Annotated in this window: 20 protein-coding genes; 9 read left to right on the forward strand and 11 right to left on the reverse strand. The window is 64.6% G+C overall.

Annotation, left to right across the window (positions count from 1 at the left end; translation table 11 throughout):
• Positions 1-3: 3 nt before the first annotated feature.
• Positions 4-711, forward strand: a complete 708-nt coding sequence (locus tag N825_RS23355; protein WP_037457602.1) for a Crp/Fnr family transcriptional regulator — start codon at positions 4-6, stop codon at positions 709-711.
• A gap of 8 nt (positions 712-719) precedes the next feature.
• Here the strand turns inward: N825_RS23355 and purU are convergent, their stop codons facing one another.
• The 4 genes from purU to N825_RS23375 all read right to left on the reverse strand — a co-directional run bounded on the left by purU (position 720) and on the right by N825_RS23375 (position 4,604).
• Positions 720-1,574 carry a formyltetrahydrofolate deformylase gene (purU, locus tag N825_RS23360; RefSeq protein ID WP_037457605.1) on the reverse strand — a complete coding sequence of 285 codons (855 nt, stop codon included), beginning with the start codon at positions 1,572-1,574 and terminating at the stop codon, positions 720-722.
• A 55-nt stretch (positions 1,575-1,629) separates the two neighbouring features.
• Positions 1,630-2,988: a tetratricopeptide repeat protein gene (locus N825_RS23365; protein ID WP_245613208.1), complete on the reverse strand. Its 1,359-nt coding sequence runs from the start codon at positions 2,986-2,988 to the stop codon at positions 1,630-1,632.
• Between the two features lie 22 nt (positions 2,989-3,010).
• Positions 3,011-3,586 (reverse strand): BON domain-containing protein, encoded by a 576-nt coding sequence (locus N825_RS23370; RefSeq protein ID WP_037457606.1) that lies wholly within the window; start codon positions 3,584-3,586, stop codon positions 3,011-3,013.
• Positions 3,587-3,764: 178 nt separating this feature from the next.
• Positions 3,765-4,604, reverse strand: a complete 840-nt coding sequence (locus N825_RS23375; RefSeq protein WP_037457608.1) for an N-acetylmuramoyl-L-alanine amidase family protein — start codon at positions 4,602-4,604, stop codon at positions 3,765-3,767.
• Between the two features lie 319 nt (positions 4,605-4,923).
• Between N825_RS23375 and N825_RS39100 the strand changes: the two genes are divergently transcribed.
• From N825_RS39100 to N825_RS23405, 6 genes are all read left to right on the forward strand, one after another.
• Positions 4,924-5,085: a hypothetical protein gene (locus N825_RS39100; protein ID WP_157619499.1), complete on the forward strand. Its 162-nt coding sequence runs from the start codon at positions 4,924-4,926 to the stop codon at positions 5,083-5,085.
• A 118-nt stretch (positions 5,086-5,203) separates the two neighbouring features.
• Positions 5,204-5,992 (forward strand): 2-oxo-tetronate isomerase, encoded by a 789-nt coding sequence (gene otnI, locus N825_RS23385; RefSeq protein ID WP_037457611.1) that lies wholly within the window; start codon positions 5,204-5,206, stop codon positions 5,990-5,992.
• A gap of 131 nt (positions 5,993-6,123) precedes the next feature.
• A complete protein-coding gene (locus N825_RS23390) occupies positions 6,124-6,969 on the forward strand; it encodes an FkbM family methyltransferase (protein WP_051512821.1) in 846 nt (281 codons plus the stop codon).
• Positions 6,970-7,586: 617 nt separating this feature from the next.
• A complete protein-coding gene (locus tag N825_RS23395; protein ID WP_037457614.1) occupies positions 7,587-8,159 on the forward strand; it encodes a MotA/TolQ/ExbB proton channel family protein in 573 nt (190 codons plus the stop codon).
• The gene (locus tag N825_RS23400; protein WP_037457616.1) at positions 8,146-8,754 is read left to right on the forward strand and encodes a hypothetical protein; all 609 of its coding nucleotides are present in this window, start codon (positions 8,146-8,148) and stop codon (positions 8,752-8,754) included. The genes N825_RS23395 and N825_RS23400 overlap by 14 nt, the downstream gene beginning before the upstream one ends.
• Positions 8,754-9,275: a hypothetical protein gene (locus N825_RS23405; protein WP_037457617.1), complete on the forward strand. Its 522-nt coding sequence runs from the start codon at positions 8,754-8,756 to the stop codon at positions 9,273-9,275. Before N825_RS23400 ends, N825_RS23405 begins: the two co-directional genes overlap by 1 nt.
• A gap of 90 nt (positions 9,276-9,365) precedes the next feature.
• Here the strand turns inward: N825_RS23405 and N825_RS23410 are convergent, their stop codons facing one another.
• The 6 genes from N825_RS23410 to N825_RS23435 form a co-directional block, all read right to left on the reverse strand.
• Positions 9,366-10,370, reverse strand: coding sequence for a TIGR01620 family protein (locus tag N825_RS23410; protein ID WP_037457619.1), 1,005 nt, complete (start codon positions 10,368-10,370; stop codon positions 9,366-9,368).
• Positions 10,367-11,785 (reverse strand): YcjX family GTP-binding protein, encoded by a 1,419-nt coding sequence (locus N825_RS23415; RefSeq protein ID WP_051512822.1) that lies wholly within the window; start codon positions 11,783-11,785, stop codon positions 10,367-10,369. Before N825_RS23415 ends, N825_RS23410 begins: the two co-directional genes overlap by 4 nt.
• Positions 11,786-11,861: 76 nt before the next feature.
• A complete protein-coding gene (locus tag N825_RS23420) occupies positions 11,862-12,974 on the reverse strand; it encodes a right-handed parallel beta-helix repeat-containing protein (RefSeq protein ID WP_037457621.1) in 1,113 nt (370 codons plus the stop codon).
• Positions 12,975-13,041: 67 nt separating this feature from the next.
• The gene (locus N825_RS23425) at positions 13,042-14,139 is read right to left on the reverse strand and encodes an acyltransferase family protein (protein WP_198038865.1); all 1,098 of its coding nucleotides are present in this window, start codon (positions 14,137-14,139) and stop codon (positions 13,042-13,044) included.
• Positions 14,140-14,283: 144 nt separating this feature from the next.
• Positions 14,284-15,291 carry an esterase-like activity of phytase family protein gene (locus tag N825_RS23430; RefSeq protein ID WP_051512824.1) on the reverse strand — a complete coding sequence of 336 codons (1,008 nt, stop codon included), beginning with the start codon at positions 15,289-15,291 and terminating at the stop codon, positions 14,284-14,286.
• Positions 15,292-15,393: 102 nt separating this feature from the next.
• A complete protein-coding gene (locus N825_RS23435; protein ID WP_051512827.1) occupies positions 15,394-16,191 on the reverse strand; it encodes a 4Fe-4S cluster-binding domain-containing protein in 798 nt (265 codons plus the stop codon).
• Positions 16,192-16,458: 267 nt separating this feature from the next.
• Here N825_RS23435 and N825_RS23440 point away from each other — a divergent pair, with 267 nt between their 5' ends.
• Together N825_RS23440 and N825_RS23445 are read left to right on the forward strand one after the other, a co-directional pair.
• Positions 16,459-16,749, forward strand: coding sequence for a hypothetical protein (locus N825_RS23440; RefSeq protein ID WP_037457623.1), 291 nt, complete (start codon positions 16,459-16,461; stop codon positions 16,747-16,749).
• A 318-nt stretch (positions 16,750-17,067) separates the two neighbouring features.
• Positions 17,068-17,700, forward strand: a complete 633-nt coding sequence (locus N825_RS23445; RefSeq protein ID WP_198038866.1) for a sensor histidine kinase — start codon at positions 17,068-17,070, stop codon at positions 17,698-17,700.
• Between the two features lie 112 nt (positions 17,701-17,812).
• Here N825_RS23445 and rplS read toward each other — a convergent pair whose 3' ends face one another.
• Positions 17,813-18,214 carry a 50S ribosomal protein L19 gene (gene rplS / locus N825_RS23450; protein WP_037457625.1) on the reverse strand — a complete coding sequence of 134 codons (402 nt, stop codon included), beginning with the start codon at positions 18,212-18,214 and terminating at the stop codon, positions 17,813-17,815.
• Positions 18,215-18,248 lie beyond the last annotated feature (34 nt).

The raw sequence follows: 18,248 nt of genomic DNA on the forward strand, positions 1-18,248 counted from the left end.
GGCGTGAAGGACGGCGAGATCGGCGAAGCGTGGAAGGGCCCCACTCAATGCCGGAACTGCGGCATCCGCGACCTCGTGCTCTTCTCCGATTTAAGGCTGATGGATTTCAGCCTGATACATCTTCCAATTGATGAACTTCGCTTCAAACCAGGTGAGTCGCTCTATCACGCCGGCGACCAGAAGCCTTACCTGTTCACCATCCGCGAAGGCACGGTCAAGCTGGTCCAGTACCTGCCGGATGGATCGCACCGGATCGTGCGGCTGCTCCGCCAGGGGGCCGTCGCCGGGATGGAGGCGCTGCTGTCGGAGCCCTACGCCCACACCGCCACCGCCCTGCAACCCGTGCTGGTCTGCCGGATCCCCCGCGCCGTCATCGACAGGCTGAGCGGCGAGACGCCGCGGCTCCATACCCAGTTGATGAGGCGCTGGCACCAGTCCGTGCGACAGGCCGACGATTGGCTGACCGAGCTTTCGACCGGCAGCGCCCGCCTCCGACTGGCGCGCCTGCTGCTCCAGATGACCGAGGCGACCGACAGCGATGTCTGCCATCTGCCGATCCGCGAGGATGTCGGCGCCATGCTGGCGATCACCATGGAGACGGCCAGCCGCACCGTCGCCGAGTTCCGCCGCGCCGGCCTGCTCACCGATGTCGGCGACCATTTGGTGCGCTGCGACCGCGAGGCTCTGGAGGCCGTCGTTGCCGAGGGTTGAAACCTCCGCTAGCGGAAGACCACCGTCTTCGCGCCGTTCAACAGGACGCGGTGCTCGGTGTGGTACTTGACCGCGCGGGCCAGCACCACGCTCTCCACGTCGCGCCCAACCTCGACCAGATCGTCGGGCGTCAGGGTATGGTCGACCCGCTCGACCACCTGCTCGATGATCGGGCCCTCGTCCAGGTTGGAGGTGACGTAATGCGCCGTGGCGCCGATCAGCTTCACCCCGCGCGCGAAGGCCTGATGGTAGGGCTTGGCGCCCTTGAAGCTGGGCAGGAACGAGTGGTGGATGTTGATCGCGCGGCCGGCCAGCCGGTCGCACAGCTCCGGCGACAGGACCTGCATGTAGCGGGCGAGCACGACCAGGTCGATCCGCTCCTGCTCGACGATCTCCCACAGCCGGGCTTCCTGTTCCGCCTTGTTGTCCGGCTTGACCGGCAGGTAGTGGAACGGGACGTTGTGCCACGCCGCCAGCTGGTAGAAGTCGCGGTGGTTCGACACGATCGCCGGGATCTCGACGTTCAGGCCGCCGACGCGGTAGCGATAGAGCAGGTCGTTCAGGCAATGGCCGAATTTGGACACCAGGATCAGCAGGCGCTGGCGCCGTTCCGCGTCGTGCAGGTGCCAGGTCATGCCGAAGCGCTTGGCGATGGCGCCGAATTCCGCCGCCAGCCCGGCATGGTCCGGCCCTCCGTCGGGAGCGGCCAGGAATATGCGCAGGAAGAACAGCCCGCTGGTCCGGTCGCCGAACTGGGCGCTGTCGATGATGTTGCAGCCCCGCTCCGCCAGGAACCCCGACACGGCCGCGACGATACCCACGGTATCGGGGCACGAGATGGTCAAGATATAGCGGGCGGTCATGATGCTGGCTTTCCGGAAAGACTGGATCGGGATGGAGCGCGGAAGGTAACCGACCTCAGTCCAGCATGGGAAGGCCGCTTTCGATCCGCACCAGCGCCGCCAGCAGCGGCACGCCGATATCACGCCGGACGAAGGCGCTGCTTCGATCTGCGGCGGCGATGGCCTGCGACAGGGTCGATCGCCAGCGCTCGTCGCCGTAGATCAGTTTCTCGGCCTTGGCGCGTTGGGCCAGGACGGTGGGCCGCTTGTTCGCCGGCGTATCGGCGATCTGGACCAGCCGCTGCATCCACAGCTGGGCGGCGGCCGGGTCGCTCCGCCGCAGCGACGCCGCGACGAATTCCGACAGGATCTCCGACTGCGTGTCGGGATCCTTGACCTGCTCCAGATAGGCCGAGGTCAGCGAAACCTCGCCATGCTGCGCCAATCTCCCGAGCACCGACGGCACGGTCCAGGGACTGTCCTCCTGCACGGTCTTCAGGAGACCCAAGGCGAGGTTGGTCTCTCCCAAGTCGGCGGCGGCGACCGCCAGCTCGGCCGGGCAGCACTCCTGCTTGGTCTCGCGGAAGCGGGAGAACTGCTGCTCGACCGTGTTGAGGAACAATGTGCGGGCCTCCGCCTCGCGGCCGACCCTCATCAGGGCCTGCACGACCAGCCCCAGCTCCCACGCGCAGGCGTTGGCTTGGGAATACTTCTGCGCCTCGGTCGTCAGCGACGAGGCCAGATCCTTGTCGCCGCGCCACGAGGCGATCTCGGCTATGTCGGTCAGGTTGTAGATGCGCGTCGAGCAATCGGCGATGCCGCGCGTGATCTGAAGGGCGATGTCGGTCTGTCCAGTCAACGCCAGGGCACGCGCGACGAACAGGTCCTGCTCCTGGCTGTCGGAGCCGGTGGCCGTCCCGCGCCTCAGGGCGCCGACGAAGGGGGCGATGATCTCCCGCGCCCTGTCGGTGGCGCCGTTCAAGTGGTGGGCCACCGCCAGCGACAGCCAGTCCCAGCGGGGGGTCGTTATCGGGTATTCGACCGGCGGCAGCAGGTTCTCGATCTTGTACAGGAAACAGGCGGTCGCCTGGGTGTCGTTGCAGATCAACGCGCGCACCCGGTTGCGGAACTCGAAGACGTCGAAATCGCCGATGAACTGGTTGGTGATGAGCTGGACCGCGACGGCGCTGTCAGGATAGCGCTGGACGATCTCGGTCAGCATCCGGTCCGCCTCCCGCAAGAGGCGCGCCTCCTCCACCGGATCGAAGGTCGCGTTGGCCTGCTGGATCATCTGCATGGCCTGGACGAACTGCCGGTTGGCGCCGCCCTCCTGCGCCCGGGCGTCGGACGGCGAGCCGGTCACCAACCCGAACAGCAATGCCACCGCCAGCGCGAGGATCAGCGGCAGCGCGCCGGCGCCCTCCGATCCTGACACTCGGAAGGCGGGAAATGGTCCGTCAGCGGACATAGCTCACGACGCGCTTCACATAGGGTATCGACCGGGCATGGCCGGTCACCCGCTCCAACTCCGCCGGATCGCGCGCGTTGCCCATCAGGTAGACGACGCCATTGACCGTCTCGATCGAATAGTTGATCGAGGAGACGCTCCGGTCGAACAACAGCTTGCCGCGCATCTGGGCGCTGATCCAGGAATCGCGGGCGCTGTCGGTCAACGTGGATTGGTCGTCGACCACGATCTCGTTGATCACCTCGCGCACACCCTCGGCCTGCCACGCCAGCCGAACGGCGTCGAGCCGCTCCTCCGGATCCTTGGCGCGGCCGGTCAGCAGCACCGTGCCCTGGTTGACGTTGGTGCTCAGCCGGGCGTGCATCTCGACGCTGTGCTGGATCCAATAATGGTTGATCTGGGCCTTGATCTCGGTGTCGGTGATGGCGCCGCCAAGCCCGCGCTCCTGCGAGGCCGCGACGACCGCCGTCGTGGCGGCTCCCCCCACGACCAGAGGCGCGCAGCCGGACGCGAGGGCGGCCAGGGCCGTCAGGGCGACTACGGAAAAACGTGCGCGAGACCTCAAAACTTCCTCCGTTCACCGGCAGCGAACCACGTGCGGGCGGCGCGAAGAAGTCACGCCCACCACATGATTGCAACACATATTTGAATCACTCGAAACTAGCGGCACAGCTTTTTCCCCCAACGTGTCCCGATTGTCGCGAACCGGCGCCGCACCCCGGCGGCGATGCGGCCGAACCCGGTCACGCGAAGGGCGCGTTGGTCATCACCTCGGCCAGTTCGCGCGACAGGACCTCGGCGATGCGGCGGCGCTGGGCGCCGTCGCGCAGCAACTCCTCGTCGCGGTCGTTGGACAGGAAGCCGGTTTCGATCAGGACGGACGGCACGTCCGGCGCCTTGAGCACGGCGAAGTTGGCGGACCGCTTCGGGTTGTCCAGCAACCTGAGCGAGCGACCAGCCCCTTCGACCACACTGCCCTTGGCCATCAGCGCGGCGGTAACCGTATGGCGGGCGACAAGGTCGGACAGGATCGCCGCGACCTGTGGCCGCGTGTGGCGCAGATCGATGCCGCTGGCGCCATCGGCCAGGTTCTCCTGCTTCGCCAGCGCGAAGGCGAAATCGTCCGAAGCCCTGTCAGACAGGGTATAGGCGGACAGGCCGCGGGCATCGCGGTTGGGCGCGCTGTCCGCGTGGATCGAGACGAACAGGTCGGCCCCGGCGTCGCGGGCGATGGCTACGCGCTCCGCCAGCGGCAGGAAGATATCGCTCTCGCGCGTCAGCTTGACCGCCACACCACGCGTGGCCCGCAACCGCCGCGCGATCTCCCGCGAGATGTCGAGCGTGATCTCCTTCTCCAGCGTTCCCTTGATCCCGATGGCGCCGGGATCATGACCACCATGGCCGGGATCGATCACGATCAACCGGCGGTTCGCGGTGCCCGCGGGGGGCTCGGGTTTCCGTTGGGGTGGATTGCGGGTCGCGGCGGACACCGGGCCGGCAGCCAGGAGCGACGCCACCCCGGAGGTGCCGAATCCCAGCAACGGCGCGCTCAACGCCAACTGAATCAGAAGCCTGCGCTTCATCCGATGAGACTGTCCATTGATCCGGTGACTGACTGGCGGCTGGTGGGTGATTGGTCCGAGGCCGGCGACGAGGGAGCTGGCCTCCAGTCTAGGGACTGTTGGTTAACTGTTAATTACCCCACCCCGGACTTGTCGAGTCCGGAGAGGTTCATCGGCCGGAATTTCCGACAAGCGACAGTAATGGAAGCGACGTATCCGCAACCTGTCGGGTTGCATGAAAATTTCAATGGCATTTTCGATATATGGTATCTTGTTCTTTTGGCCGAGTCGGTTCAGACTGCGTATACGACGATATGACTCGACGATGTGGGAGACGATCATGAAGGAAGCCTTGATCGGCATCATCCGTCAGGAGCGAGTGGCCCTGGAAGCCCAAATCGCCGCCGAGATGCGGCAAAGGGACCCGGATGACATGAGGATCGAAGCGCTGCGGGAGGAGGCATCCGACCTGCGGCGCCAGTTGGAACGCTACGAGCAATAAACGCTCCACCCTACCCCCTCTGAGAGCCCGTACGGCCTTGCAACGGAGGCCGGTACGGGCTTTTGTTCGACAGGACATCCGGAACCAGGACGTTCAGAACAGGGAAATCGGGGGAACCATGCCCAAATTCGCCGCCAATCTATCGATGATGTTCCAGGAACACGCTTTCCTGGATCGTTTCGCCGCCGCCGCGAAAGCCGGATTTCGAGGCGTCGAATACCTCTTCCCCTACGAATGGCAGGCCTCCGACATCAAGAAGGCGCTAACCGACGCCAAGCTGGAACAGGTGCTCTTCAACCTGCCGCCGGGCGACTGGGCGGGCGGCGAGCGCGGCATGGCCGCCATCCCCGGACGGGAAGCCGAGTTCGCCCAGACGGTGGAATTGGCGATCGAGTACGCCCGCGAATTGGGTTGCGTCAGGCTGCACGCGATGGCCGGCATCATCCACGCCGGCATCGACCGCGAGGAGGCCGAGGCGGTCTATGTCTCCAACCTGCGCCATGCCGCCGACGCGACCGCGCGCCATGGCATCACCCTGTTGGCCGAACCGATCAACACGCGGGACATGCCGGGTTATTTCCTGAACACGTCGACGGCGGGCCGCAAGGTCATCGCCGCCGTCTCCCGGCCCAACCTCAAGCTTCAATTCGACATCTACCACACCCAGATCATGGAAGGCGATCTGGCGGAGCGGCTGCGCCAGAACCTGGAAGCCATCGGGCACATCCAGATCGCGGGCACGCCCGGCCGGCATGAGCCGGATGTCGGGGAGATCAACTACCCATACCTGTTCAAGCTGATCGACGAGATCGGCTACACCGGCTGGATCGGCTGCGAATACCGGCCGCGCGCCAGCACGTTGGCCGGCCTGGGCTGGGCCAGGGAGTTCGGCATCACCTCGGAGTGAAACGCCATCCGCCAGCCCGCCGGCTCGGCCATGGCGAAAGGGCAAATCACTGATGACCCTTCTGGCGGGCCATGCTAGTCATGGCCCGCCGCGACCTCGCGCGGGGTCCATAGCGATTGGGAAAGCATCACTTGTCTGGGATCACCGAAGATCCGCCGTTCGGCGCCCACGCGCCATCCGGTTTCCAGCGCGCCATCATCGGGCTAACCCGGACCCTGCCAGAGACGTGGCTGGGCAAGCGGATCGCCTTCGCCGCAAGGCGCTTGGTCATGACGGGCCTGGTATCCCCGCTCGACGTGGACGTCTTCGGACGCAAGGTTCGCGTCCATCCCGCGGACAACGTCTGCGAGAAGCGAGTGCTCTTCACGCCGCAATTCTTCGATCCGGTGGAACTGCGCGTGCTGGCGTCCAAGGTCCATGACGGATTCACCTTCGTGGATTTGGGCGCCAATGTCGGGATCTACTCGCTGTTCGTAGCCGGGCTGGCGGGGCGGAACGCGAGGGTACTGGCGGTGGAGCCCCAGCCGGAGATCTACCGCCGGCTCCGTTTCAATGTGGCGGCCAACGGCCTCGATACGATCAGGACGCTCCAATACGCCGTGGCGGACACGGCGGGCACACTGGACCTGTTCATCAATCGTGGCAACCGCGGACAGAGCAGCATCGCGATGAGGACCGACGAGAAGGTTTCGGTGCCGTGCCGAACGCTCGACGGTATCCTGACCGAAGCCGGTTTCGATCGCGTCGACGCGCTGAAGATCGATATCGAGGGCGCCGAGGATACCGTGTTGGTTCCATTCTTCGCCTCCGCCCCGGAGCGCCGGTGGCCGGCCATGATCCTGCTCGAGATGTCCTCCGACCGCTGGAAGACAGATTGCGTGGCGCTGTGTCTGGCTCATGGCTACCACATCAGTCACAGGACACGCCTGAACGTGATCCTGGAGCGGGCCAGCGACCAAGCCTCGACCGCCATCTGAGCGGATTCGGACCAGCGGAACTCCCGGAGTCGGCGTCTTGCACAGCTGGTGTGCAGTGCAACATGACGAGTCCGGTCCAGCCACCGTTAACCTTTCGAGGCTCGCGGTTTTCGAATAAACCTTTCGAGAACAAAGCGATGGCGGCGCTTCGATAGGTCTACAAACGTTTCCACGTTATCCGGATATGGTCGGCAATATCCGTGACATTCTGTCACGCAAACAGTTAAAAAATGCTCCATTTTCAGCTTTTATGCTTGGAAAATAGGCATATACCGCCTTCGATACCGGCGTTGCCTCAAAAATGCGCAGAATCCTCCATTGAGCCGCCACACCACCGTCTTGTGACGATTGTGTTGCTGTGTACTATCAGCGGGTCGCGCAAAAAAAGATGCTTGGCATAACGATTGCGATAGGGAGTTGGAGAGATGAAGTTCTGATCAGCCGCTTGTCAACGGAGAGCCTTGATGACCGACGCGACTGCTGAGACCGTCCATACAGCACGGAGTACCGTGCCAACCGTTCTACACACACGGTCTTCCAGCTATGCTGCCGATTTTGCCCGCAACCCTCAAAAATACCTTTTGGTTCTGAGATTTATCTTAGTCAATACAGTTGGGTTGGCACTCCTCGCAGCCGCATGGTTCCAGGGATGGGTCAAGCCGGTCCTGGACACCGACAGCACCGGATTATGCCAGCTGATCTTCGGCGTTTTCCTGGTGGGAACGGCGGTCTGCGGCAGCAAGATCTGGCGCACCAGCTGCGAACTGAACGCGTGCAAGGACTTCAGCCCCCACAACAACTCCCGCGCGTCGCGCCACCTCATCGAAGTGGCCGGCCGTGACAGCGGCAGCCGGGCCACCTTGGCCGGCAACCTCCGGCTCAAGCTGTCGTCAAGAATCGCCATCGTCCGCCACCTGGCCAGCAGTCTGGTGTTGCTGGGCCTGATCGGCACTGTTGTCGGGTTCATCATCTCGCTGGGCGGCGTCGATCCGGACAAGGCGGGTGACGTGGCGGCGATCGCCCCGATGGTGACCAAGCTGATCGATGGCATGTCGGTGGCGCTCTACACCACCCTCGTCGGCGGCATCCTGAACATCTGGCTGAGCATCAACTACAACATGCTGGTCACCGGCACCGTCAACCTGATCACCGAAATCACGGCGCTGGGTGAACGCCATGCAGGGGCTTGACCAGTTCGACGAGGAAGACGTCAACGGCACCGTCTTTCGCGACGTCATCACGCTTGCCCTGTGCGGCTTCGTGGCGGTCGTTATCCTCCTGCTGCCGCACCTCAACCCCAAGCAGGAGGCACAGGCCGCGACGAGCACGGTACCCGGCAACATCATGGTCGAGGCCCGCTGGGCTGACGAGTTGGATAGCGATATCGACCTATGGGTGCAGGCGCCGGGCGATGTGCCGGTTGGGTACTCCAACAAATCCGGCGTGATATTCAACCTGCTCCGCGACGACCTGGGCCGCAACGCCGACCCGACGCAGCTGAACTACGAGGTCAGCTACAGCCGCGGCATTCCACCGGGTGAATACGCGATCAACCTCCACATGTACCGCAACAAGTCACGCGTCTCGCCGGTCAAGGTCACCGTGGTGACCAGCGTCAAAAAGCCCAATTCGGAATCGGCCAAACAAATCCTGACGAGCAGCGTCGACCTGATGGCCGAGAACCAGGAACTGACGGTCTATCGGTTCAAGTTGACCGAGGCCGGCGACCTCGTTCCCAGCAGTGTCAACAGCTTGCCCAAGAGCCTGCGAAAGTGGAGGCAGTGATGCAGATCATGATGAACCTCTTCGGTGTGGCCGTGGTGCTGGCCGCCGGTCTCGCGACCATCGGCATCTGGTCGCCGCGCAAGCTGTGGGTCAAGGTCGGGGCCGTGGCGCTGGCGGCCGCCTTCATGCCGCTGTCCTACGCCAGCTTCGCGGACCTGCTGAGCAAGCCCAAGCCGGTGGCGCTGGAGTGGTTCCACCGGAGCATGAGCGAGGCCACCGTGCTGAGCGCCCGCATGCAGGAGGGTGAGGCGATCTACCTATGGCTCCAAATCGCGGACACATCCGAGCCGCGCTACTACAAGATCGGCTGGAGCGAGGACGTCGCCAAGCAGCTCCAGCAGGCGATGCGGGAGGCGGAGAAGAACCAGGGCGGCCTGAGGATGGAGTTGCCGTTCGAAAACACCTGGGACAAGGACAAGCCGATGTTCTACGCCCTGCCCCAGCCCAAACTGCCGGAGAAGAACGGCGAGACCGGCCCCAACGCGCCGATGGTCTATCAGCATCCCGGCACCTCCGCCTGAGCGGATCGGCTGCCGGCCTCCCCACGCGGCGGCGGCGATCAGGCATCTCTCCCGAACTCCGCCACCGGTTCCACCGGTGGCGGAGTTCGGTCACAGCACCTGTTTCGGCACACTCAGCAATTCCCGGCGGATGCGCTTGAGACTCGGTCGGTTGGTCTCGTCATAGGCGAGCGGACGGCACAGGTGCATGGCGGTCAAACCGACGCGGGCGGTCAGCAATCCATTGATCACGCCCTGCCCGACCCGGGACGACAGCGAGGCCGCCAGCGTGCTGCCCAGCGCCTCGACCACCATGTCGTTGCCGCCCTCGGCGACGCCGGCCACCGCGATGTTGGCGAGCATCCGGCGCAGCAGTTTCAGCCCTCCGACATAGCCCGGACGGGCGCCGTAGAGTGTCGCGACCTCGCGGACCAGCTTGAGGTTCCGCCACAGCACGATCATCACGTCGAGCAGCGCGGCCGGGCTTAGCGCCGTGGCGATGGCGGTGTCGCGCGACGCGCGCAGCACCAGCTGATAGGCCCGCCGGTCGATGTCCTGGAGAAGCTGGAGATCGACCATGCGGACGACCTCGCGGTCGTCATGCGCGTCGTTGAGGTTGTCCTTGAGCGTCGCGACCTGCTCCGCCAGATCGCGGCGGTCGCCATAGAGCGAGGCCACGGCGCCGGCGTAACGCTCCGCCTCGCCATGGCCACCGGCGGTGCGCAGGTGCTCCGCGTCCTCCCGCAGCCCGTCGATCCGGCGCAAGCGCCGCAGGCTGCGCAACTCTCCCGCCAGCAGGCCGAAGCCGCCCAGTACGGCGCCGCCGGCCAGCGCCACGGCTCCGCCACCCAGCATGACGCTGGTCTCGAACGCGCGGCGCACGAGGTCGACGGTGTCGTACCCGACCACCAGGGCGAAAAGCGCCGCGGCGGAACCGACCAGCAGCCGAACCGCCCAGCGGCGCGGCGCCGGGACCGGATCCGGCGTCTCGGCGGCGAGCGACGTCCCGGCCGTTACGGCGCCGTTGGTCCGCTCCTCCGGCACCACCACGACGGTTCCGTTGGGGTCCAGTTCGATCGGCTGGACATAATCGGTTTGGCGGGTCCGGCCGGTCATGTCAGGAAGTCTCCGATCAGGAACTCGAGCGCCTGATCCAATCGGATGTTCGGCAATCCCCTACCCTGCCGCGCCGTCAGCGCCGGGGGCCGGAAATTGAGGAAGTTCAGCCGGCGGGCGCCGTCCTGGTCGAGCAGACGGTGATCGTCCGGGATCTCGCCGGGATAGAGGACCGTCGGTTCCGTCCTGCCCAGGGGAATGCCGCGGACGCAGGCCAATTGCCGGCCTTGATGCTCCGCCATCACCGTTTCGGTGCATTTGAGTGCGGCGATCGCCATGGTTTCGACCCGAGCGCCTTCGAAGCGGATCGCGTTGCGCCGCTCCTCGACCAAGCCATCCAGCAACCGGCGCAGGTTGGCGTGCTGGTTGGACGGGATGTGGTCGGCCTTGGTGGCGGCGAACAGCACCCGGTCGATCCGCCCGCCGAGCAGCCGGTCCAGCCAACTGGAGCGGCCATGGCTGAAGGATTCCAAGGTCGCCGACAGGGAGGTCCGCATGTCGGCCAGCGCCGCCGGACCGGCGTTCAACGCGCCCAGCACGTCGACCAGCACGATCTGCCGATCCAGCCGGGCGAAATGCTCAGAGAAGAAGCGCCGGACCACATTGGTCTTATAGGCTTCGAACCGTTCCTCCATCATCGCCCATAAGGTGTGGCGGCCCGCCCGCGCCGGGGGTTCCAGCAAGGGGCAGAAGGCCAGCACGGGGGCGCCGACTAACTCGCCGGGTTCCACGAAGCGGCCGGGCTGGATCAGGCTCAGCAGCTGATCCGACGCCCGACACGCCAGCAGATAGGTGGTGTAGAGCTCGGCCGCGCGGCGCGCCACCGCCTCCTCCGCCGGTCCCGCCGGATCGCGGTTCGAGAGATAGGCCAGCCATTCCGCCGCCAGCCGGTCGCGTGGCGGCCGGCGCGAGAGTTCCAGCGTCTCGCGCGACCACTCGGCGTAGGTGCGGTCGAGCAAGGGCAGGTCGAGCAGCCATTCGCCGGGATAATCGACGATGTCCAGGGTCAGCCGCGAGGCGCCACGCAATCGGCGCCTGAGCAGCGTTCCCGGCATGTAGCGGAGCGCCACGCGGGCTTGGCTGGTCACCTTGGTATTGTTCGGCCATCGCGGATCCGGGGCCGTCAGCCGCTCCATCTGGCTCTCGAAGTCGAACCGGGGCACGGCTTGGTCGGGCTGGGGTTCCATCCGCGCCGCGATGAAGCGGCCGGTCGCGACGACATCCAGGAAGGGAAGCCGGTCGGCATGCAGCAGATTGTCGATAAGCGCCGTCGTCAGGACCGTCTTGCCGGAGCGGCGCAGCCCGGTGACGCCGATGCGCAGGTTGCCATCGAGCATGCGGTCGGTCAACTCGCCGACGCGGTCCAGGGCCCGACCGCCCAGGTTGGTCAGGTCACGGAAGGGAGATGCGGGCAATGTTCGTCTCGACTGTGGACAGGGATGGCTGGGAGCGGGGAAGCTGGATCATGGAAATCGCGAGGTGGCGCTTGTTCTAGCGCGCCTCGGAGCGGAGCACATCCGACTTGTGCGTCTGGACCCACCGCGCGAGGGCGCCACCCTGGAGCGCCGCCGTGCCGATTCCGGGGCCTGGCTCCACTTGATTATTCTCCAGCCGGTTGTCGTGATTGTCCATCGGCGCGTGGCCGCGGTTGCTGACCCGCTGCGAGACGCAGCCCAACCGGCCGGCGCACAGGTTGTTGGCCACCAGATTGCCGGTGGCTCCATAGATCAGCAGTCCAGCCTTGCCGGCCTCGACATCGTTGCCGACGACGGTGTTGTATTTGGCCTCGGAATCGGTGCCGGGCCGCATCCAATGGCCGGTGGTCAGGCCGCCAACCGAAATGCCGTCGCGCTCGCAGCCCTTCATGATGTTGCCGGCGACCAGATTGCCCTGGCTGCCACCCTTCATCATCAGGCAGGTATGGCCCGAGGTGCCATCGACGAAGTTTCCGATCAGCCGGGAATTGTTGACGGCCACCAGATCGATGCCGCCATCGCCGTTGTCGTTGTGATCCGCCCCGCTGTCGCGGACGACGTTCCGCAACAGGTGCACGTTGTCGGCCTGGCTGAGCTTGATGCCATCCTCCCCCGCCCGCTCGACCAGATTGTCGGCGATCACGAGGTTGCGGGCATAGCGCGACATGTCGCTGGTGTCGCGGCCCGACAGGCCGAACTGGATGCCGTTGCCCTTGGCCCCGGCGATGACGTGGAAGCCGAACACCCCGACGTTCCGCGTCCCGAAGCCGTAGATGCCCGTCTTGTCCGACACGATCCGAGCCTGCCGCAGGCCATCCGCCGAGATCAGCCGGATCGGCGCGTCCTCGGTCCCGCTCTTGTTGATATGGACCGCGCCGAAATAGGTCCCGGCGCGGACCATGATGTCGGTGCCGGGGACGGCGCGCGCCAAGGCGGTGTTGATGTCGGTGACAGGACCGGATGGTGACACCCAGATCTGGTACTTTTGCGCGCCCGTGCCGTCGAACGGCGGCGCCATCTGGGCCGCCGCCCTTGCCCGGACCCCGGCCCCCGTTTCGGCGAGCGCCGGAGCGCCGCCGCCAAGAAAGCAAGCCAGCAGGAGGGCGGGAAGAATTTGACGACGGTTCATCGGCGAGGGCTCCACACGATCACGCTTGTCTTGAAATCGAACGGACGAGTGACCGTAGCGCCCCCGGTCAGGCGCGGAGCCGTTCCGGTGCGCTTCCGGCCGCCGCCCGATCATCGGGCTGGTCGCCGATCCTATCCTTCAACCGCTGGATCGGCCGTTCCATCAAGTGCCAGGACAGCGCCGGCAGGATGAAGGACAGGGGAATGACGATCATGCCCATCTCAAGCCGCGACAGCGGCCCGGTCAGGGCCACCACCTCCGGCTTCTCCAGGATATGGGGTAGAAAGTTATGGATCACATAGATTCCATAGCTGATCCGCCCGATATAGCGGAGAGGTCCAAAAGAGGCGATTGTCCCCAGCCATCCGGGCAACCCGTTGGCGGCCAGGATCACCAACCAGCCGTAGAACACGCTGGTCGTAGGATGAAGCGTCAGATAACGCACCGTTCCGCCCCCGTGGATCAACCACAGCGTGATGGCGGTCGCCATGCCGCCAAGACCTAGGATGGCGAAGCCAATCGCCGTCCGACGTTGATTGAACCACGAGAAATCGTTGCTCTGGCCGTTGAAGCTCAGGACGGCGAGCAGCCCGCCCATGCCAAGCAGATCGAGGTTCGAGATCAGCAGCGTGTAACCGTAAGGGTTGCGCCAATCCAGCACCAGCCACGCGATCTTGAAAAGGCTGGTCAGGACGATAGCGCCCAGGCACAGGAGCGCCAGCCGGCGGAATGGCGTGATCATGATCAACAGCGGCCAGACCAGATAGAACTGCTCCTCCACCGCCAGCGTCCAGAAGACCGAAAGTTGGCCGCCCCAATAAGCGTACATGTTGCTGAGATAGGCCACGTGCCATGGCCAGCTTTCGTCGATCCCGCCGATGCCGAACACCGCCAGGAAAAACAACGTCACGTAATAGACCGGCAATAGCCGCAGACACCGCCGAAGATAGAAGTGCTTGAGTTTGGTCGATAGGGGACCGGGACGGTTACCGTGGAAAGCATCCAGGAGCTGTCCGGTGATCAGAAAGCCGCTGAGGACAAAGAACAGATGGACCCCAAGGGAACCGGCTCCGATTGGTATCAGGGCGTTCAACCCCTGCCCACCAAAATGCTCGACCAGCACCAGGAGTATCGCGGCTCCCCGCAACGCATCCAGATGCGGCATGTACCTCATGTTCGTGACGTTTCGCATTTCACCGGCGCGATTATTGGACAGTTGGGCATTGTAGTGCAGCCAGTCCATGAATCGCGCAACCCTTTAAGGCGTCTTGCCTTAATTAGTCCCAAAGATATCGATCTTCCGCCTCATTCACTTCGATTGGGGACCCAGTTCGAACATCATCAGCAGGGTTCGTTGGAGACCCCAGAAGTTGTCGTCGGAGACGACATAGAGCATGGTCCGACCGTCCGGTGTCCGGATGGCGGAAATGCCTTCGAAGTTGTCGGTGGAGATCGGCGCCTCCAGCACCGCCAACTCGGTCCCGGAAAGTTCGGCGCCGGCTTCGATGCTGGTTGCGGGGACACGGACGATCCGGGCGCCGAAGCCAGACAGGATCGAGGCGCGCCGCTCCAGAACCACCACGTCGCCATCGGGCAGCAGGGCGGCGTCGGTCGGTCGGTAGGGCGCCTTGCCCCGATATGTCAGGCTTTGCCAGCCATCCGGCCCGCCAATCCAGCCCCGATGGAGGCCCGCGTTCTCCTCCCGCCCCTCCTCCAGCAGCAGCATGCGGCCACCCGGCAGACCCGCGACCGCCTCAGGGCCGCTGTTGCCCTCAGCGCTCTGTATGCCCGGCGGGCGGGGCAGCTTGGGCAGCGGCTTGGTGACGGGGCCGACTGGGTTGGACGCGTAGAGCTCGACCCGGTGCCAGCGCTCGAAACTGACGGCCCAGCGGCCGTCCGGAAGCCGTGTCAGCCCTTCCGAGTCGCCCCGGTTGAACTTGGCCTGCTTGCCATCGATGTCGAGCAACGGTTCGACCGTGATGTCGCGGGCTCCGGTAAGGTCGCCGACGTCGTCATAATCGAGAGTACCCGTGACAACCGCCGAGCGGTCGGAGACGGCGACGAACCGGCGGCCACCGGGATCGACCACGATGCCGGACAGGCCGCCGAAGCCGGCATCGGCGTCGCTGAGCGCCAGCCCTCCCCGGAATGTCAGGCTTCCGACGACCCGCCTATCCGGCTGGCTGTCGTCCAGTCGCACCTGATAGGAGTTCGGCCGCGGGCCATTGGCGATGAGGGGAGAACAGCCGACAGCCGCCAGGGCGGCGAGCGACACGGGAAGGAGCGCCCGCCGGGCGAAGTCGTTGAGGAATGCCATGACCCCCTAGATGGCATTTCCCATGCCGCGGTGCGATATGTTTTGGAAGGCGCATGTCGGTTACCACGGCGCGCTACGACCTTCGCTCTTCCCGGACGGCGCTCAACAGGTGCGCAATCCATGTCCCCTGAACATGTTGCGCACCGCCCGAACCTGCGGAACGGTGGGAGGCGCCAGGGTGCGCAGGGCGGCCACAGGACAACGGTCGCGCAGCTTGATCGTGGCGAGTTGGCTGAACGGCAGCACCTCGACCCGTTCGACCTCGGGCAGGGACGCCGCGAATTCAGCCAGCGCCCTGACATGCCGGGGCTGGTCGTTGACGCCGGGAATGACCGCCAGCCGGATCCAGATCGGCTTGCCCGACGCCCGCAGCATGTCCGCGAAACGGCTGCGGATGGCGAGCGGGCCCGGTTCGAACGGGGTCAGGTCCAGCACCACCAGATCGGTCAGGTGGAGCAGTCCCTTGGCGGCGAACACGTTGCCGCCGCCTGACGTATCGAGCGCGGTTCGGACGCCCATGGCGTGGCAGCGGCGGAACAGCTCGCGGACGAACGGGGCTTGGGCCAGCGGCTCGGCCCCCGCCACAGTGACACCACCGCCCGAGACGCGCATGTAGTCGGCGTGGCGGGCGATCCTGCCGATCAGGCTGTCCATCGCGCCATGGCTGGACGGTTCGGCGATTGGTTCCGCGTCATCGAGATCGTCATGGCCACCGGCGTGGCATCCGTCGTCGTCACGCTCCGCGCATTGGGCGCACCGCAGAGGGCAACCATCCAGGAAAATGACGAAGCGGACACCGGGTCCGGCGCCAGTGCCGAGGGCGGATACCGAGTGGACCCGCCCCACCACATCCCTCGGCTTCTCCGGCGGCTTTCTCATCAGGTTGGATAAATCGGTCATGATTTCTCGCGCCGCCAATCCGGGTGCGTTCGCGCCATCGAGCCGCCGTCATGGCGTCGAGCCCGCGCGAAAACATGCGCGAAGCGGGTTGGACACGCCTTGATCCACATCAACCAGTGCTTTCGCGCCATTTGCCAGCAGATCCGGGCGGCAAACCCGCGATGGCCGAGTAACCGAATCTATACGCGTTTGGGTTACACTGGTGACGCAACTCCGCTCTTCGCGGTCGACCCATAAACAACGCGACGCACGATAATGACATCGCACATGACGTATGAACTCGTTCACAAGTTCCGCGGCCAGGGAAAAATGAACGAGGCCGAGGACTGGATGCGGGAGAACTTGAAGGGCCTTTGGGAGCTTCAGTTCCTAGGCATGTCGGAGGAAATCGATGACTTCAAGAAGACCAAGACCTATGTCTTCCACGTCCGGTTCAACTTTGGCCGCAGCGAAGATATGAAGCGTTTCAAGGACGAATACATCGACGGCAAACCACGCCGCGCGGCCACACCGAAACCCGTCAAGAAACGTGGCTTTTTCGGTCGGCTGTTCGAGTGATCCAACCCCGGTTGGGCACCAACGCTGTGATGAACCGCCCCGAGTGGAACCACTGGAAGCCGAACTCGTTTAGAGCCGGACGGACATCTCAGAACCAAAGTGTTTTTGGCAAGTTTTAGGAAAAATAGAAGTAAGTCCTGGAAGGTGCGAACGTATAAGCCGGAAAGTATATTTGAGAGTTAGCCTGTCTGCTGTACATATTGGCGCATTCGGTGGAAACTCAGCGGGTTGGATGATTTCTCCACGCCGAGCGTTTGCTCCACGGCTATGGGAACACGGTCAGGAGATCCACCTTTGACAACAGCACACGCTCCTGACATGGATGAACATACAAGGCATCTTGAACAGGCATTGAAGGAGAAGGAAGAGGCGCTGCGCGAACTGCAGCATCGCGCCAAGAACAGTCTCCAGCTCGTCATCAGCCTGCTGAAATTGCAGAGCGGACGCATTCGCGACCCGGATGCCCGTAGCGCCTATGAATTGACGCTTCAGCGCATCGAAGCCCTCGCCATCGCCTACCGCCACCTCCATGAGTCCGGCAGCGAAACACAGGTCGAGTTCGGCCGTTACCTGACCGAGCTGGTGACAACCACCAGCGCCAACGTGCCAGGTGGCGCCCAGGGCACCGACATCGACGTACAGTCTGAGAAGATCACTGGCGGACTATCGCTCGCGGTCCCCTTGGGACTGATCGTCAACGAGTTGCTGACCAACAGCCTGCGCCACGCCTTCCCCGCCAAGAGCTGGATCCGGATCTCGCTGACCCGGCCGACCCCGGAATCGATCGAGTTGGTGATCTCCGACAACGGCCGCGGCTTGCCTTCCGGCTTCGATCCCGACGCCGACGCCGGCATGCTGCTGGCGGAGGCGCTGGCGGCCCAGTTGAACGCGACCCTGATGCCGGAAACAACGGGCAGCGGCACCGTGGTGCGGATGACGGTACCGCTCTGATCCCTCGTCGGGAGCCTATCGAGGGAAACGCGTACGACCAAAGCCCGCCGAACTGGAGTTCGGCGGGCTTCGACGTTTTGGCGACACTTCCCAGCGACAAGGGTGCAAGCGCTCAGCCCTGCTTGGACGCGCCTTCTTCCTTGTTCATGCCGCGGCCGGTGGTCCGCTCGCTGATGCGCGCGCGCTTGCCGCGCAGCTCGCGCAGGTAATAGAGCTTGGCGCGGCGGACGTCGCCCTTGCGGACCAGCTCGATGCTGTCGATTCGGGGGCTGTAGAGCGGGAACACGCGCTCGACGCCCTCGCCATAGCTGATCTTCCGCACGGTGAAGCTGGAGTTGACGCCAGCGTTCTTGCGGGCGATGCAGACGCCCTCATAGGCCTGCACGCGCTCGCGCGTGCCTTCGACCACCTTCACGTTGACGCGCAGCGTGTCACCGGGGGAAAACTCCGGAACCGCGCGGCGCTCGAGCAGCTTCTGGACCTGTTCGGCCTCGATCTGCTGAATGATGTTCATCGCACTCACCCCTTACCTTAACTGATGGCGCGCC

It is taken from the genome of Skermanella stibiiresistens SB22 (assembly GCF_000576635.1).
GTDB classification, from domain to species: Bacteria; Pseudomonadota; Alphaproteobacteria; order Azospirillales; family Azospirillaceae; genus Skermanella; species Skermanella stibiiresistens.

Coding starts and splice junctions, on each gene's coding strand:
- purU (WP_037457605.1), bottom strand. CDS start 1,574: ATGACCGCCCGCTATATCTTGACCATCTCGTGCCCCGATACCGTGGGT.
- N825_RS23375 (WP_037457608.1), bottom strand. CDS start 4,604: ATGAAGCGCAGGCTTCTGATTCAGTTGGCGTTGAGCGCGCCGTTGCTG.
- N825_RS39100 (WP_157619499.1), top strand. CDS start 4,924: ATGAAGGAAGCCTTGATCGGCATCATCCGTCAGGAGCGAGTGGCCCTG.
- otnI (WP_037457611.1), top strand. CDS start 5,204: ATGCCCAAATTCGCCGCCAATCTATCGATGATGTTCCAGGAACACGCT.
- N825_RS23400 (WP_037457616.1), top strand. CDS start 8,146: ATGCAGGGGCTTGACCAGTTCGACGAGGAAGACGTCAACGGCACCGTC.
- N825_RS23405 (WP_037457617.1), top strand. CDS start 8,754: ATGCAGATCATGATGAACCTCTTCGGTGTGGCCGTGGTGCTGGCCGCC.
- N825_RS23410 (WP_037457619.1), bottom strand. CDS start 10,370: ATGACCGGCCGGACCCGCCAAACCGATTATGTCCAGCCGATCGAACTG.
- N825_RS23420 (WP_037457621.1), bottom strand. CDS start 12,974: ATGAACCGTCGTCAAATTCTTCCCGCCCTCCTGCTGGCTTGCTTTCTT.
- N825_RS23425 (WP_198038865.1), bottom strand. CDS start 14,139: ATGCCGCATCTGGATGCGTTGCGGGGAGCCGCGATACTCCTGGTGCTG.
- N825_RS23430 (WP_051512824.1), bottom strand. CDS start 15,291: ATGGCATTCCTCAACGACTTCGCCCGGCGGGCGCTCCTTCCCGTGTCG.
- N825_RS23435 (WP_051512827.1), bottom strand. CDS start 16,191: ATGACCGATTTATCCAACCTGATGAGAAAGCCGCCGGAGAAGCCGAGG.
- N825_RS23440 (WP_037457623.1), top strand. CDS start 16,459: ATGACGTATGAACTCGTTCACAAGTTCCGCGGCCAGGGAAAAATGAAC.
- N825_RS23445 (WP_198038866.1), top strand. CDS start 17,068: ATGGATGAACATACAAGGCATCTTGAACAGGCATTGAAGGAGAAGGAA.
- rplS (WP_037457625.1), bottom strand. CDS start 18,214: ATGAACATCATTCAGCAGATCGAGGCCGAACAGGTCCAGAAGCTGCTC.